Here is a 16,295-nt window from a genome sequence, read left to right on the forward strand (position 1 = left end):
CTTTAGCACAAGCTTAAATTTATATATAGTGGGGTTTTATTTAAAGAGATGGTCTACAGAGAACATTACTATTCATTATATCCGCAGTTGAACTGGAATATCTCTGCAGTTTTTTTAAAGCGTTCAGCTTTTTCTAGGTCACCTTTAAGCTCTTCAAGTTTTGATATCAAAAAGTAAGTTTCGCCACAATCATCTTTAATAGTAAGAGTTTTCTTTAAAACTTCCTCAGCTTTTTCAATTTCATTTTCATCAAGAAGCTTCTTCGCAAGAGTTAAATGAGCAACTAAGTTATTTTTTATAGAATCCTTCTTAAGTACTTCATCTAATACAGCCTTAACTCTTTTACTTGTGAAAGGTTTCTGAAGGTAAGCCGCAGCACCAAGTTTTGTACATTCAACAGCATTTTTTATCGTACCGAAAGCTGTCATAACTATCACAGTTATATTCTTATTGTATTTTTTTATATATCTCAATAATTCAGTGCCACTAACCTCAGGCATTTTTATATCAGTAAAGACTATTGCTATTTCTTCTTTTCTTATGATATCTATAGCTTCGTTAGCGTTTATGGCTTCAAATACATGAAAACCTTCCATATCCAAATATGTTTTAAGCATCTCTCTTATGTTTTTTGTATCATCTACTACTAAGACTTTTTTCATAATTAATCCCCCTTATTTGGCAACTCAAAAGTGAATATACTACCTAGGCCATACTGACTTTCACAATAGATGCTTCCGCCGTGAAGCTCCACAATCTGTTTTGAAAGTGCTAAACCAAGACCAGTACCTTCGCTTTCACTATTAGCTCTAAAGAATTTTTCAAATATTCTAGTTTGATATTCATTAGTTATACCTATTCCATTATCTTTAACGAATATACTTATATGATCAAAATTTTCATAGGCACCAATCAGCACAGTTCCAAAATTTCTAGTGTATTTTATTGCATTAGATAAAAGATTGTTAAGCACCCAACCTATCTTTTCTTCGTCCACATATACTTCAGTTAGGTTGCGCTGGATACCTATACGAAGTTCTATATTTTTATTCTCTAGTAGTGAGTAGTATTCATCTACGCTTCTATTTATAATATCTTCCACAGAGCAGAAGGACATGTTTAATAGTTTTTGATCAGACTCTAACTGACCATATCGTAAGAAGTTATTTATTAAGTTTAATAGTTTTTGGCTATCCTCACTTATTGCAGAAACTATTTTATTAAAGTTTGTGTTAGATTCCATAAGCTCAGAATCTTCAAGTAAGCTTGCGCCCATCATAATAGAAGTTAATGGAGTCTTTATCTCATGAGATAGTGATGATATTAAATCATGTTTTAATTTTTCTATCTTTTTAATCTCAGTTATATTTTGAAAATATACAACTATACCATTTGTTTTATTAGCATTGTCTTTAATTAATGATAAATTAATCTTAAATACTGTGCTATTATTTTTAAAACTCATGATTTTGCTGTCTTTTTCTAGGGAATTATCCATTACATTTGATATAAAGTCAAATAACTCTCCATATGTTAAGGTCTCTAACACATGTCGGCCAACAGCTTGAGCTTGAGATATCTTAAAGTAATTTTCTGATTCATCATTAAGAAGAACTATTCTGTAATTTGTATCTAAAACTATGATTGGGTCAGATATACTTTTTAAAATAGCTAAAGACCTATTCTTTTCATCTAATAGTTTACCAAAAGTGCTGTGTTGAAATTGGCCTATTTTTTCACTCATATTATTAAATTCTTGAGCTAAAATACCAATTTCATCATCTGATAATATCTCTGCTCTATGTGTAAAGTCACCTTCCTTGGTTTTTATTATATCGTCGTGAAGAGAATATAAAGGACTAAGGAATTTATTTATATATCTTTTGGAGAAAGCTAGTCCTACTAAAATCAAGAAAATGCTCAAGCCTATGGTTGTATTTATGGAGAAGCTTATACTGTTTTTCATTGAGTCTTTTTGGTTTACGATAGCAGTATCATTTATATTAATTATTTTACGCAATGATTTTGTAAGGCCTTCATATAATGGTTGTATTTGTTCTGTATATTGTGATAAGGCAGCTTCTTTACCTTTTGAATCTCTTATAGCTATTATATTGGTCAACGAATCTAAAAAAGCAGAGTAATCAGTGTTTATCTGTTTAATAGCAGATGATTCTCCTTCCTCGGTTATATTGTTTAATTCCGAGAGATAATTTTCATGAAAACTATTGTTTGTATCATAAAAGTTTCGTATGAATACAGGATTTTTTGTGTTTATGTAGCTAATTATGTCTTGAGATTCTTCATCTATAATTTGGATCATTTTATTTGAGGTTTGTATGCTGTCATAATTATTAGACACCAATTTATTAGTATCCTGTTTTACCTCGAATAAATTAAAAAGTGATATTCCTACAATAATGAAATTGATGAATAACAAAGCTAGAAATAAGCAAATAAACTTTAGCTTTAAACTGTTTTTCATAATGTCCCCTTTGATTATGTTTTGTATAATATATTATCGTACTTGAATCGTAAATTTATATAACATTAAAATTATACATTAAATAAGGTTCAAGCGCTATGCTTGAACCTCATAATAATGTAATCTATTTTATTGAATGTTCGTATTCAGCAATCATTCTCTTAACCATTTCTCCGCCAACGCTGCCACATTGTCTTGAAGAAAGATTACCATTGTATTCCTTGAAAGGAACTCCTAATTCATTAGCAACTTCATTTTTAAATTTTGATAGAGCAGCTTTTGCTTCTGGAACTAATTTTTGTGCCATAGTAAAATCCTCCTTTAAGATTTTTATTTGCTAAAGCTTCTTTTGCTTTGCAATATTATTATGTGTACATATGTTTTTTATAAACTATGAAAATAAGTCTAATTAAGGAAATCGGCACAGAAAAAAGCAGATTAAGGAATAAATATTATCCTTTAATAAATACTCACCATGATAATTTTAGCATTTTAAATTGAAATTATTTATTGAAATTTTTACAAATTTATTTTTTCTTTATAGGATTTAAAACCGTAGCTAGATTCAGCTGATTTTATAGCATTAATAATGGCCTTTTCCATAACTCTGGCTGAGAGAAGACCTACAACATTGATATCAGAATTTACCTTACCTGTTGCCATTGTAAAGATTGTATCTCCATCAACCATTGTATGCGCTGGTCTCATTGTTCTTCCAAATCCATTATGAGCCATAGAGGCTACCTTATTAGCTTCTGCCTTTGTAAGGATAGCATTAGTAGCAATGATTCCAATGGTTGTATTTCCATTGAATACATTATTCTTTTTAGAATATTGAGATATCATAACCTCTTCAGTATTAACAAAGCTTTCAAGGTTTTCATCTAAAGCGCCAGCGATAATTTCATTAGTTGAAGGGTCGATTACATCTCCAAGACAATTAACTGCAACTATTGCACCTATTTGCAAATCACCTATTTGAACAGCATATGTTCCAAGGCCGCCTTTCATGGAAAACTGGGGTCCTAAAATCTTTCCCACAGTAGCACCGGTACCAGCTCCAATATTTCCGTTTAAATCCTCTTTTAGTGATTCTGAGTTTACACAAGCATCAAAGCCCATTTTTTTATCAGGTCTAATTTTCCCGTTTCCACATACCAGATCAAATAGGACAGCTTGACAAACAATTGGTACTTTGGTTATAGAAACATCAAAACCAATATTATTACTTTCTAAGTATTCCATTACACCTGCAGCAGCGTCTAAACCAAAAGCGCTACCACCTGAAAGCATAACTGCATGAATCTTTTCTACCATTTCCGTAGGGTTTAATAGATCCGTTTCTCTAGTACCAGGAGCTCCACCCCTTACTTCAACTCCACCAGAAGCGCCTTCTTCACATATTACAACAGTACACCCAGTTCCGGCTTCAAGGTTTTCACTGTGCCCAACTCGAATGCCTTCTATATCGCAAAATTTTATCTCGTTCATTTCTTTTACTCCTCTCGAATAATAATGAAATTAAAGATTACATAATAAATAAATTAGTTCATTGATTTGGGTATGATGTTTAAGAGCATTATTTAAATTAATTGGTTACACAGGAGATGCTATATGAGCGAGCTATTAGAATTAATATGATAAAATCATATTAATTCTTTGCGTAAGCTCATTAAAGAGTAGGATGAGTAAGCAATTAATTTAAACTGCTAATTATATTAATACCAAAAAAGTGTGCGGCTATTTTTATAGCTGCACACTCATAATATTATTTTCTAAGTTTAAGTATTGCTAATACAACTGGAACTGTTATTATTGTTGAAACTAAAGCTTCTGGAATACCATTAGTCATTCCGATTGCAACTATAGTCTTTCCAGCTGCTGAAGAGCTTATATTTATAGCTTTCGCAAATCTATCAACATAGACAATGTAAATCAAGCTTAAAACTAAAACTGTATTTGTAAGAGTACCAAGTACTGCGGCAGTCCCTACTGATAGTGCATCGCTTTTTTCACTTAGTCTAAATTTTACAAATAAGAAGTTAAGTAATACCAAAACAGCAGCGGCTATACCATAGCTAACCATTACAGGTAATAATACTTTAAGGGCTAAAGCAACTATAACTGATAAAAATGTTATTACAATAGCACCTGAAACTGCAGGATTCTTCTTAACTGCTTTTGTTATTCCAACATATGAGTAGTAACTTACAACACCGATTAGTATTCTAGGAAGTAAAGCTACTATTGGATTCCAGAATACAAAGCTTGTAACTGTTGGAGCTGTAAATGCTTGATACATACTAAATAATCCAAAACATAGTCCTATTAGACCACCAACAATTGGTCCTTCTACTATAGCACCTATTATAACTGGTATATGCATTATTGTAGCATTAACTGGCGGTATTTTTATAAATCCTAAACCGCTTAGTCCTAAGAAGATTGATATGGCAGCTAACATTGCAGTTACCACCATTTGTCTAGTACTGAATTTTGATTTGTTTAAACCTCTTTCCATGTTTTGCCTCCCGTTCTTATTCCTTTAATATAGTAGGATATAATTCGGCTTTTAGTAAAAAACCATTTAGTTCGGTTTCGTGAGAATACCGACAAATGTATTTTAGCATGTATTAATTTTTTATCAAGACATTTAAACAAAAAAATATTTTTCATAAATTCATTGTAAAACTATAGTTATTGGTATTACTATATTAAATGTAAGTATAAATAATATTCTGAATTTTACTGGTGAAAGTAGATACTTTGACCAACACAGTATAATACTAGAAATTTTTAAAGCTTAATCATGATTGTACATATTGTAAATTAACAGTTTTTATAAAGAAAGAAGTGAAATATTTTAGGATAGATATTTATACAAGATCATTAGCTGAATCTTTATATAAAAATAGGGTAATAATAATTAAAGAGAAACGGAGGTGGTATATTTGTCTAATTTAGAAATATTTAATGATATAGAAGCACATTTGTTATCTGATGATAGACCATCAGAATATTTAAACAAGCTTAAAAAAGATGGAGTTTTACATAAAAGACCTTTTGATATAATAGGTGGATTAGAAAATATTGAGCAGGAGAAGAAATTTCATCCTGAAGGAAATGTGTGGAATCATACTATGATGGTAGTAGATCAGGCTGCCTCAAGAAGAGAAATCAGTGAAGATAAAAGAAGTTTTATGTGGGCAGCACTACTTCACGATGTTGGGAAAATAAAAACAACTGTAAAAAGAAATGGAAGATGGACAGCTTATAATCATGATTCAGTTGGGGCTGAGATGGTTAGACGTTTCTTAAGAGATTTTTCAGAGGATGAGGTTTTCAATGACTCTGTAATTGGTCTTGTAAGATGGCATATGCAAAATCTTTATGTAAATAAAAGACTTCCTTTTGCAGAAATATCAAGTATGGTAGAAGATTGTTCAGTGCATGAAATTACGCTTTTATCATTATGTGATAGATTAGCCAGGGGTGAGATGAAACCTAACGAAATATATGAAATAACTGAAAAACTTGAGAAATTTGTGGACACAATAGCGTCTACAACAGGTGAAAACTATGCTCATATCAAAGAAGAAATATTGAATAAAGAGATTCAGCATGCTTAATTACAATAAAGTAATGTCAATAAAATGGTTTATTCTAGATTAATAGGATAAATCATTTTTTGCTGTAAAGGAAATTTTTTATTTTGTAAAAATCAAACAGACATAATTAAGATAAAATTAAGATGATTTTAATTTACTTTTTATTAAATCATAGTAAGATGTATATATGAAGATATGTGCTTTTGTAGTTAAAGAACATTGATTTGGTTATAATTTTGTGATTTATTAATAAGACAGACAAGGTAGAATATCTAAGAGGAGGAGTTTATGAATAAACTAATAAGCTCATGTAAGAAGAACAAAGGAATAATTCTTCTAATACTTTCTATATTAGTTTTATTTTTATTGTTTATTATATTTAAAAGAGATATACACAACATGATTGAAATACTAAAGAATAATGAGAAGTTTAAAAGATATTTACTTTCCTTTGGACCACTAGCTCCAATAGTTTATACTCTTCTTCAATTTCTTCAAGTAGTAATATTCTTTATTCCAGGAGAAGTGTTTCAAACTGCTGGGGGATACGTGTTTGGAACAATAGAAGCTACAATATTATCGATAGTAGGAATAAACTTAGGATCAATTATATTATTTAATCTTACTAAAAAGTATGGAACTAGATTTGTAGAAAAGGTAGTGCCAGATGTAGCAATAAAGCCTTTTGAAAGGCTTATGAATTCTGAAAGATTAAATCTTGTGGTTTTTCTAATATATATAATGCCAGGAATACCGAAGGATAGCTCTATATTTTTATGTGGTCTATCAAGAATTACATTAATAGATTTTTTGATATATTCAACTTTAGGAAGATTACCGATGCTAATTCTTTCAAGTTATTACGGAGCAAATATAGCAATTGGAAATAAACTAGTATTTTATACTGGAACAACTTTGTTTATAATGTTAATTGTAATTGGGTTAGTTTTTAAAGATAAGTTATTTAAGAGATTAGAAAAAGTAGGTTAGTTTAAGAAATAAATATAAGTAAATTTGGGTGTTTAGAGTAGAACAGTGATATATTTTTAAGTATATCACTGATTTTTTTTGAAAGAAGCTACTTAAAAATCAAGTGCTGTTAAAGTATAGCGGTGAAATCAAGTATATCAAGTTAATTTACAGTTGAAAAAAGTGAGATAATAATGTAAAATATTATATTTGATGATTGTAAATAAAAATATTTATAATTTCACATATTTGGTAAATTGTACAATGATTGATTTACAGATAATAGTATAAAGGCTTTTAACTTTATAGTGGCTGTAGTTTAATATAGAATTGTGAAAATTATGATACTGAGAGGGTGATAAAATGGAGGTGTATTTTGACAACAGTGCAACCACCAAACCTACTGAAGAAGTTATTGAAGCAGTAATAAATGGAATGAGGGAGTTCTACGGTAATCCTTCATCATTACATAAAATGGGTATAAAATGTGACAGAGAACTTTTAAGCTGCAGAGAGAAGTTAGCGAGCTTAATTAACTGTACAAAAGAAGAAGTGTATTTTACTTCTGGAGGAAGTGAAAGCAATAATATGATAATAAAAGGTATAACTAAGCCTGGAAATCATATTATAATATCAAATTTTGAACATCCAAGTGTTTTGAGTACTTGTAAGGAACTAGAGGAACACGGAGTAAAGGTTACATATTTAGATGTAAACAGTGTAGGTCAAATTGATATAGAACAGTTAGAAGAAAGCATTTGCAAGGATACTGTTTTAGTATCTATAATGCATGTAAATAATGAAATTGGAACAATACAAGATCTTGAAAGAATAGGTAATCTTATTAAAGAAAGAAGTCAAAGAGCTAAGTTTCACGTTGATGCAGTGCAGAGTTTCGGAAAGTTTAAGATAGATGTAAAAAAATATAAAATTGATATGCTTTCAGTAAGTGCACATAAGATTCATGGACCTAAAGGAATTGGGTTTTGCTATATAAGAAAGGGACTTTCTCTTGCACCTCTTATAAGTGGTGGTGGACAAGAAAAAGGCTTTAGATCTGGAACAGAAAATTTACCATCAGCTTTGGGAATGGTAAAGGCTGCTGAAGAAATTTCAAAAAATATAGAAAGTAATTTTAATAAGGTTACAGAATTAAAGAGATATTTTATAGATAAATTACAAAATATAAAGGATATAAAGATAAATAGTCCTTTAGATAATAAAATCTCACCATATGTTTTAAATGTTTCGTTTATAGGAGTAAGAGCAGAAGTTCTTCTTCATCTGCTTGAAGAGAAAGATATATATGTTTCGACAGGATCAGCTTGCTCCTCTAGACATATATCTACTAAAGGAAGCCACGTATTAAATGCAATAGGATTAACTGAAAAAGAGATAACTGGAGCAATCAGGTTTAGCTTCTCTAGCTTTAATACGATTGAAGAAGTTGATTATGTAATAGAAGTTCTAAGAAATTCACTAACTTTTTTAAGGAGAGTAAAGATATGAAAAAATTAATTCTTGTAAAATATGCCCCTGAGATATTTCTTAAGGGTTTAAACAGAGGTAAGTTTGAAAGAAGACTTAAAGAAAATATAAAGAAGAAATTAGTTGGACTAGATTTTGAAATAGTTGAAGATCAAGGTAGATGGTTCATAAAGTGTGAAGATCTTGAAGAAGCTTGTAAAAGATCAAAAAGTGTATTTGGAGTTATGGAAATTTGTGTGGTAACTCAGGTTGAAAGAGATATGGATGCCATAAAAGCCTTAGCGCTTGAAAAAGTTAAGGAAAGTGGATCAGAAACTTTTAAAGTAGAAACAAATAGAGCAGACAAAAGATTCCCATTTAACTCTATGGAAACTTCTAGAGGTGTAGGTGGATACGTACTTAGCAAGCTTGAGACTGTTTCGGTTGATATACATAAACCACAATGCACTTTAAAGATTGAAATAAGAGAAAATAATGCATATGTTTATACTAATAATGATAAGATAAAGGGTGCTGGTGGACTACCATATGGAATGAATGGAAGTACTATGCTTATGCTTTCTGGAGGAATTGACTCTCCTGTTGCTGGATATCTTATGGCAAGAAGAGGTGTAGAACTTAGTTGTGTATACTATCATTCACATCCATACACATCCGAGAGAGCAAAGGATAAGGTTAAAGACCTCGCAAAAATATTAGCTCAATATACTGAAAAGGTTAGATTATATGTAGTTCCTTTTACTGATATACAAATGGCTATTATGGAGAAGTGCAGAGAAGATGAGCTTACCATCATAATGAGAAGATTTATGATGAGAGTTGCATGTAAACTTGCAGAAATCAAAGGAGTACAATCAGTTTCAAGTGGAGAAAGTATAGGTCAAGTTGCATCACAAACTATGGAAGGTTTAATGGTTAGTAACGATGTTGCGGATAGACCAGTATTTAGACCATTAGTTGCAATGGATAAGGAAGATATAATAGAAATAGCAAATAAAATAGGTACTTTTGAAACTTCAATATTACCATATGAAGATTGTTGTACAATATTTGTTCCAAAACATCCTAAGACAAAACCAAGAGTTGATGTTACAAGAAAGTCAGAAAGCGTTCTAGCTATAGATGAACTTGTTGATAAAGCTATAGAAAATATTGAAACTTACACTTTCTAACATAAGTAGGAGATAAGATGTATTATATTTACATCTTATCTCCTTTTTTCGAATGTTAATGATATTCTTAAGCATATGATATTGAGTAGATGTATATATATTCAAAGATTTTTGATAACTTTTACATTAATTATAAAATGACCTTTTTAAAAGATTTGGAATGTGATAAAATAGTTGTGAAACCGTATGCACAACTTTTAAATTTAAATAGAGGTGATATATAGATGGAACGAAAATGGTGGAAAGAAGGAGTTGTTTATCAACTTTATCCAAGAAGCTTTAAGGACTCTAATGGAGATGGAATAGGTGATTTAAGAGGTGTTATAGAAAAATTAGATTACCTTAAAGAACTAGGTATTAATATAATGTGGCTTAATCCTGTATATAAGTCTCCGAATGATGATATGGGGTATGATATCAGTGACTATAGAGATATAATGGACGAGTTTGGTACTATGGAGGACTTTAAAGAATTACTTAAAGGGCTTCATGAGAGAGACATAAAACTTGTAATGGATCTTGTGGTAAATCATTCTTCGGACGAGCATAAATGGTTTGCCGAAAGTAGGAGTTCTAAGGACTCTAAATATAGAGATTATTATATATGGAGAAAAGGTAAGAATGGACAGCCTCCTAATAACTGGGGGTCATGCTTTAGCGGTAGTGCTTGGCAATATGATGAAATAACAGAAGAGTATTATCTTCATCTATTCTCAAAGAAGCAGCCTGATTTGAACTGGGAAAATCCAGAGGTTAGAAAAGAAGTATATGACATGATGAAGTATTGGTTTGAGATGGGAGTAGATGGATTTAGAATGGATGTAATTAACTTTATCTCAAAGGTGCCTGGTCTTCCAGATGGACCTAAGGGTGAAGGCGATTTATATGGAAACTTTGCTCCATATTCTATGAATGGGCCAAGAATTCATGAGTTTATGCAAGAAATGCATAAAGAAGTTCTAAGTAAATATGACGTTATGACTGTAGGGGAATGTCCAGGAGTTTCACCTGAGCTTGCAAAGGACTATGTTGGTAGGGATAGAAATGAGCTTAATATGATATTCCAGTTCGAGCTTATGGATATAGGAAAAGGTAGAACTAAGTGGGAAGAAAAGCCATGGACTCTTGGTGAATTTAAAGCAATAATGAGTAAATGGCAGGAAGAATTAAGTGATGATGGATGGAACTCACTGTACCTAAATAACCATGATCAGCCTAGACTGGTATCAAGATTTGGAAATGATAAGGAATATAGAGTGGAATCAGCAAAGATGCTTGCTACAATGCTTCATACAATGCATGGAACTCCTTATATATATCAAGGTGAAGAAATAGGAATGACCAATGTTAAATATGCGTCAGTTAATGAATACAAGGATTTAGAAATTTTGAATGCCTATAAGGAACTGGTTGAAGGCGGTCTTATGAAAGACGAAGACTTTATGGCTGGTGTATATAGGATGGGAAGAGATAATGCCAGAACTCCTATACAGTGGAGCAACAGTTTAAATGGTGGATTTTCTAATGGAACTCCATGGCTTAAAGTAAATCCTAACTATACAGAAATAAATGTTGAAGAAGCTTTAAAAGATAATAATTCAATTTTTTATTATTACAAGAGATTAATTCAATTAAGAAAAGAAAATGATGTCATAGTATATGGAACTTTCAAAGAATATTATAAGGAAAGTGAAAGTATTTACTGTTATACAAGGCAATTAGAAGATAAAAAGCTTTTAGTAGTACTTAACTTTTTTGAAGAGGAAGTAGAGTTCCTAGTTCCGGAAGAATTAAGAGGATCAACAAGAAATGTTCTGATTTCAAATTATGATAATGTACCACAAGATGATCATATTAAACTTAGACCTTATGAGGCTATAGTATATAAAATATAGGATTAAGTAACATGCTTTTTTACTGTATAGGAAGTTATAAAATTCTCAAGCTATTTAAACCTATATGTTTCAATGGTGTTGTACGTTTTCTGTGCCTAAAGATGAACCACTTCAATCCGAAATCTATTTTTAAAACTCTCACGGGTTTTAGTGAGAGAATTTAAAAATATAAATTCTACTATGAAGTGGTTCATCTATATACAGTAAAAAATAAAACTTATTCGCATATAAGTTTCCTAGTGTACATTTGGAAAGACATATGCGTAAAAAACTATCGTAATTGTAAATTTATAATTTCAGATATTCTTTTATGTTAATAGATTTAAATTTAGGAGGGGTTATCTTGGAAAGAAAGTGGTGGAAAGAAGGCGTAGCATATCAGATTTATGTAAGAAGTTTTAAAGATTCCAATGGAGACGGTATAGGTGATTTAAGGGGGATAATTGAAAAGTTAGATTATATTAAATCTCTAGGAGTTGATATGATATATTTAAATCCAATTAACAAATCTCCGAATGAAGATAATGGATATGATATCAGTGACTTTGAAGATATAATGGTGGAGTTTGGTGATTTAGATGTTTTTGATGAACTTCTAAAAGGCATACATCAAAGAAATATGAGGCTTATAATGGATATGGTAATAAATCATAGTTCTGATGAACACCCTTGGTTTATAGAAGCGAAAAAATCAAAAGAAAATAAATACAGAGATTACTATATTTGGAGCAAAGGAAAAGGAAACAATCCACCTAATAATTGGGGGTCATTCTTTGGAGGAAGTGCATGGGAATTAGATGAAAATACAGAGGAGTATTATCTTCATATATTTTCTAAGAAGCAGCCAGATTTAAATTGGACAAACAAAAAGCTAAGGCAAGATATGAAGAGTATGCTTCGATATTGGGTTGAAAAAGGTGTAGATGGTTTCAGAATGGATGCCATAAATCATTTAGCGAAGGATATGAATTTTCCAGATGGAGAAATCAAAGAAGGAGCGCTTTATGGTGACTTCATACCTTATGTGCAGAACCTTCCTGAAGTTCATGATTATCTTAAAGAGTTAAAAAGAGATGTATTTACTGACAGTCATGTGGTTATTGGAGAGACTGGTGGAATCAACTACGAGAATGCTCATGTGTATACTGGAGTTGATAACAAGGAGTTAGATTTTACTTTTCATTTTGATTTACATAGTGTAGGTAAAGGCGACAATCCATGGGAGAGAATTGGTATTGATCTTATAAAAGATGTAAAAGAAAAAATGACTGGTTGGGCTACTAGAGATGAAAAAGAAGGCTGGTGTCCAATATTTTACTCAAATCATGATACTACAAGAACTGTATCAAGATTAGGAGATGATAAAAAATATCATAAGTTGTCTGCAAAGATGTTAGCAGCCTTGCAATTAACTCATAAGGGAACACCATTTATATATTATGGTGATGAAATTGGTATGACTAATGCAGAAAATTTTAAGTTAGAGGACTATAGAGATGCATCTATATTTACCCGTTATGATGAATTTGTTTTATCAGGTATGGTAAGTCATGAAAATTATATTAAAGGATTAAATCTTACTTCAAGAGATAACTCAAGAACTCCGATGCAATGGAATGATAAGAAGAATGCAGGATTTACCGATTCAACTCCTTGGATTAATGTTAACTCAAATTATCAAGCTATAAATGTTGAGAAGCAAGAAAAAGACTATGATTCTATACTGAATTTTTATAAAAAGCTTATTGCTTTAAGAAATAAAGAATTAGCCTTAGTGTATGGAACTTTTAAAGAAGTAGATAAAGAAAATACTTCAATTTATTCATATCTAAGAATATTAGGAAATAAAAAAATTCTAGTTATATGTAATTTCTTTGGAAAAGACGCACAGCTCAAGCTTTCTGATGAGATCCTTTTGAGTAATTTTAAGCTTGAAGTTTGCAACTATGAAAGCGATGAAGATAATTCACAAATAAAAAACGAAAGTATAATAAACCTAAGACCCTATGAAGCAAGAGTTTATATATCTGAGACATAATTGGGAATTGATCAATCTTTATCAGCAAGGACTAAAGCTTAAGTATGGTGAATTATGGTTAGATTGAGCTCTAAGGCATGTAAAGATTGATAAGATTCTTAGCTTCATTTTCAATAAGAATAAAATAATATTAGGGGGAAATGTTATGAGAAAAAAATTAAGTAGTTTCATAATGCTTATTTTAACAATCTCTTTATTTTTTGGATGCACAAAGCAAACGGTTGCACAGAAAGATCAAGAGAATTATGATGGAAGAGCTTTCTATGAGATTTTTGTAAGATCTTTTAATGACAGTAATGGAGATGGTATTGGTGATCTCAAAGGAGTAACGGAAAAATTGGACTACCTTAAAGATTTAGGTGTGAACGGGATATGGTTGATGCCTATAAATGACTCGCCTTCATATCATGGGTATGATGTAACTGATTACTACAAAATAAATCCACAGTATGGAACAATGGAAGATCTAAAGAACCTTTTAGCTGAAGCCCATAAAAGGGATATAAAGATATTAATGGATATGGTTATTAATCATACATCCACTGAAAATAAGTGGTTTAAGGAAGCAAAAGCTGATAAGAATAGTAAGTATAGGGATTATTATATATGGAGTACAGATACTAATGTAGAAAATGAAATCTCAAAAATGGGAACAAAACCATGGACTAAAAATACTACACTTAATGATTATTACTATTCTATATTCTGGGAAGGTATGCCTGACCTAAATTATGATAACAAAGAAGTAAGACAAGAGATGAAAAATATAGCTAAATACTATGAAGACTTAGGGGTTGATGGTTTTAGATTAGATGCGGCAAAATGGATATATGATGACCAAGATAAAAATCTGCAGTGGTGGAAAGAATACAATGACTATTGTAAGAGTATAAATAAAAACTTTGTATTAACTGGAGAGGTTTGGGATAATCTTTTTGCTATGGCACCTTATCAGGAATCTTTAGATAGTGTCTTCGATTTTCCACTTGCTGATTCAATAACCAAAGGTGTTAGTGGTCAAAGTATAGAAGATTTACCTACTGAGATTAAGGATAACTATGATACACTAAAAGAAAAAAATAAGAACTTTGTTCCAGCACCTTTTTTAAGTAATCATGATCAGAATAGAGTTATGGACAATCTTGGAGATACTGAGAAGATGAAAATGGCAGCAGCTATATATCTTACATTGCCTGGAACACCTTATATATATTATGGAGAAGAAGTTGGAATGACTGGATCAAAACCAGATGAAAATATAAGGGAACCATTTATTTGGGACAACAAAGATACTAGTAAAAATACAAAGTGGATGGAAAGTACAAATGATGCTGATAAGGTAGCTCTTAATGTACAAAAAGCTGATAAAGATTCAATATATAATTTTTATAAAAAGCTTTTAGAATTAAGAAATAATTATAAAGCCCTTAGACTCGGAGATGTTGATAAGGTTGAAACAAATGACAGTGGAATATTAGATATGAAGAGAACATATGAAAAAGATAATATATTTGTAATAGTAAATAGTACTTCTGCTGACTGCAAGATTCCTTTAGAAAAAGGAAAATACGAAGTTTTACTAGATAATAAGGATAATAAAAAAATTAAGAGTGATGGAAATATAAATATCAAAGCAGGAGAAATTCTAATATTGAAGAAGTAATTAAAGTCGGAATTTTTTATAGTAGAACTTGAGAACAACTCCGATGAGCAGATGAACTACTTCAGTCATTTAGCCCGAAATGAATATTTCGATGTAAATATGAAGTAGTTTATCAATAAAAAAAATATATATATATAAATGAAGGTGAACATTAATGTTAATGTTCACCTTTAATCTTCTTTATTAAAAATAACGAACTTATTTATTATAAAACCTAAAATTCCTGTAAGCATAGCAGCTAAGAAAGCTGATATGTTGGCCCAAAAAAATCTGTGTATATGAAAAATATTATGTCTTGTAAGGTTAGCTATTATTACAGCATCTAAGAACGATAATATCCCTAGAAGGCTTACATATCCAAAATAAGAAGAGGATTTAGATTCAGTTTTAAATGTAAACTTCTTGTTTAATAAATATCCACTAGTTGAATATATGCAAAATGAAATCAGCTTAAATAAAAAGTTTATTCTGCCAACTGTTAGTCCAGTAACTGTCCATAGTATATTTAAAACGATAAGATCAATTATTACATTACTTGAACCAACCAATGAATAAGTTATAAATTGTATTATAGCTTTTAGTTTAGAATTTTCTTCCATAATGCACACTCCTAGTATGAGGTCCCTCTACGAAAAATTAATTTATACTTTTTCTGAAATCGTGTACTTAATAAGTTGCGAATCTGTATAAATTAATAATTAAAGTTGGAACAGTATATTTATTACCTATATTAATATACCTGTTTTTTAGCTTTAATTCAACTAATATATATTGTCGAAAACATGATTTTTTTGTTGAAAATATTTTGGAGTGATGATATTATAACATCTGTACAAAAAATATATAAAAATAATTTTATCCATATATTTCTGATAATAAGGTTCAGATGTTTCTACGAGAAATCCGTAAAAATTTCTCACTATGGGTAAATCAAAAGGTACATGCCGTTATTTGATTTACTCTAATAACGGTATTTT

The 16,295-nt window shown here is 30.5% G+C and carries 13 protein-coding genes, 1 pseudogene and 1 riboswitch; of the genes and pseudogenes, 7 read left to right on the forward strand and 7 right to left on the reverse strand.

All coding sequences use genetic code 11. From position 1 onward, the window contains the following. Nucleotides 1–68 precede the first annotated feature (68 nt). The 6 genes and pseudogenes from bsdtw1_RS04865 to bsdtw1_RS23710 form a co-directional block, all read right to left on the reverse strand. Nucleotides 69–662: a response regulator gene (locus tag bsdtw1_RS04865; RefSeq protein WP_183276481.1), complete on the reverse strand. Its 594-nt coding sequence runs from the start codon at nt 660–662 to the stop codon at nt 69–71. Nucleotides 663–664: 2 nt separating this feature from the next. Beyond that, a complete protein-coding gene (locus bsdtw1_RS04870; RefSeq protein ID WP_183276482.1) occupies nt 665–2,485 on the reverse strand; it encodes an ATP-binding protein in 1,821 nt (606 codons plus the stop codon). Nucleotides 2,486–2,609: 124 nt separating this feature from the next. After that, nucleotides 2,610–2,792, reverse strand: a complete 183-nt coding sequence (locus bsdtw1_RS04875; protein ID WP_183276483.1) for an alpha/beta-type small acid-soluble spore protein — start codon at nt 2,790–2,792, stop codon at nt 2,610–2,612. Between the two features lie 212 nt (nt 2,793–3,004). Next, nucleotides 3,005–3,976 (reverse strand): P1 family peptidase, encoded by a 972-nt coding sequence (locus tag bsdtw1_RS04880; RefSeq protein WP_183276484.1) that lies wholly within the window; start codon nt 3,974–3,976, stop codon nt 3,005–3,007. A 277-nt stretch (nt 3,977–4,253) separates the two neighbouring features. Beyond that, nucleotides 4,254–4,571 carry an ECF transporter S component gene (locus bsdtw1_RS23705; RefSeq protein ID WP_371874748.1) on the reverse strand — a complete coding sequence of 106 codons (318 nt, stop codon included), beginning with the start codon at nt 4,569–4,571 and terminating at the stop codon, nt 4,254–4,256. 57 nt (nt 4,572–4,628) lie between these two features. After that, a pseudogene (locus bsdtw1_RS23710) lies at nt 4,629–5,006 on the reverse strand (ECF transporter S component); the annotation flags it as partial. A gap of 430 nt (nt 5,007–5,436) precedes the next feature. On the opposite strand from bsdtw1_RS23710, the gene bsdtw1_RS04890 reads away from it, so the two are divergent. From bsdtw1_RS04890 to bsdtw1_RS04920, 7 genes are all read left to right on the forward strand, one after another. Further along, entirely contained in the window at nt 5,437–6,114 is a 678-nt protein-coding gene (locus bsdtw1_RS04890; RefSeq protein WP_183276486.1) for an HDIG domain-containing metalloprotein, read from the forward strand. A gap of 267 nt (nt 6,115–6,381) precedes the next feature. Then, complete coding sequence (locus bsdtw1_RS04895; protein ID WP_183276487.1) at nt 6,382–7,083, forward strand: TVP38/TMEM64 family protein; 702 nt, start codon at nt 6,382–6,384, stop codon at nt 7,081–7,083. 342 nt (nt 7,084–7,425) lie between these two features. Then, nucleotides 7,426–8,571, forward strand: coding sequence for a cysteine desulfurase family protein (locus bsdtw1_RS04900; protein ID WP_183276488.1), 1,146 nt, complete (start codon nt 7,426–7,428; stop codon nt 8,569–8,571). After that, nucleotides 8,568–9,722, forward strand: coding sequence for a tRNA uracil 4-sulfurtransferase ThiI (gene thiI, locus bsdtw1_RS04905; RefSeq protein WP_183276489.1), 1,155 nt, complete (start codon nt 8,568–8,570; stop codon nt 9,720–9,722). Before bsdtw1_RS04900 ends, thiI begins: the two co-directional genes overlap by 4 nt. Nucleotides 9,723–9,946: 224 nt before the next feature. Next, complete coding sequence (locus bsdtw1_RS04910; protein ID WP_183276490.1) at nt 9,947–11,617, forward strand: glycoside hydrolase family 13 protein; 1,671 nt, start codon at nt 9,947–9,949, stop codon at nt 11,615–11,617. A gap of 343 nt (nt 11,618–11,960) precedes the next feature. Further along, nucleotides 11,961–13,655: a glycoside hydrolase family 13 protein gene (locus tag bsdtw1_RS04915; RefSeq protein ID WP_183276491.1), complete on the forward strand. Its 1,695-nt coding sequence runs from the start codon at nt 11,961–11,963 to the stop codon at nt 13,653–13,655. A 145-nt stretch (nt 13,656–13,800) separates the two neighbouring features. Further along, nucleotides 13,801–15,318 (forward strand): alpha-amylase family glycosyl hydrolase, encoded by a 1,518-nt coding sequence (locus bsdtw1_RS04920; protein ID WP_183276492.1) that lies wholly within the window; start codon nt 13,801–13,803, stop codon nt 15,316–15,318. Between the two features lie 170 nt (nt 15,319–15,488). On the opposite strand, the gene bsdtw1_RS04925 is transcribed toward bsdtw1_RS04920, so the two are convergent. Continuing rightward, nucleotides 15,489–15,917: a GtrA family protein gene (locus bsdtw1_RS04925; RefSeq protein ID WP_183276493.1), complete on the reverse strand. Its 429-nt coding sequence runs from the start codon at nt 15,915–15,917 to the stop codon at nt 15,489–15,491. 240 nt (nt 15,918–16,157) lie between these two features. After that, nucleotides 16,158–16,260, forward strand: a riboswitch (purine riboswitch). Nucleotides 16,261–16,295: the final 35 nt, after the last annotated feature.

The sequence above is a fragment of the Clostridium fungisolvens genome, assembly GCF_014193895.1.
Lineage (GTDB): Bacteria > Bacillota > Clostridia > Clostridiales > Clostridiaceae > Clostridium_AR > Clostridium_AR fungisolvens.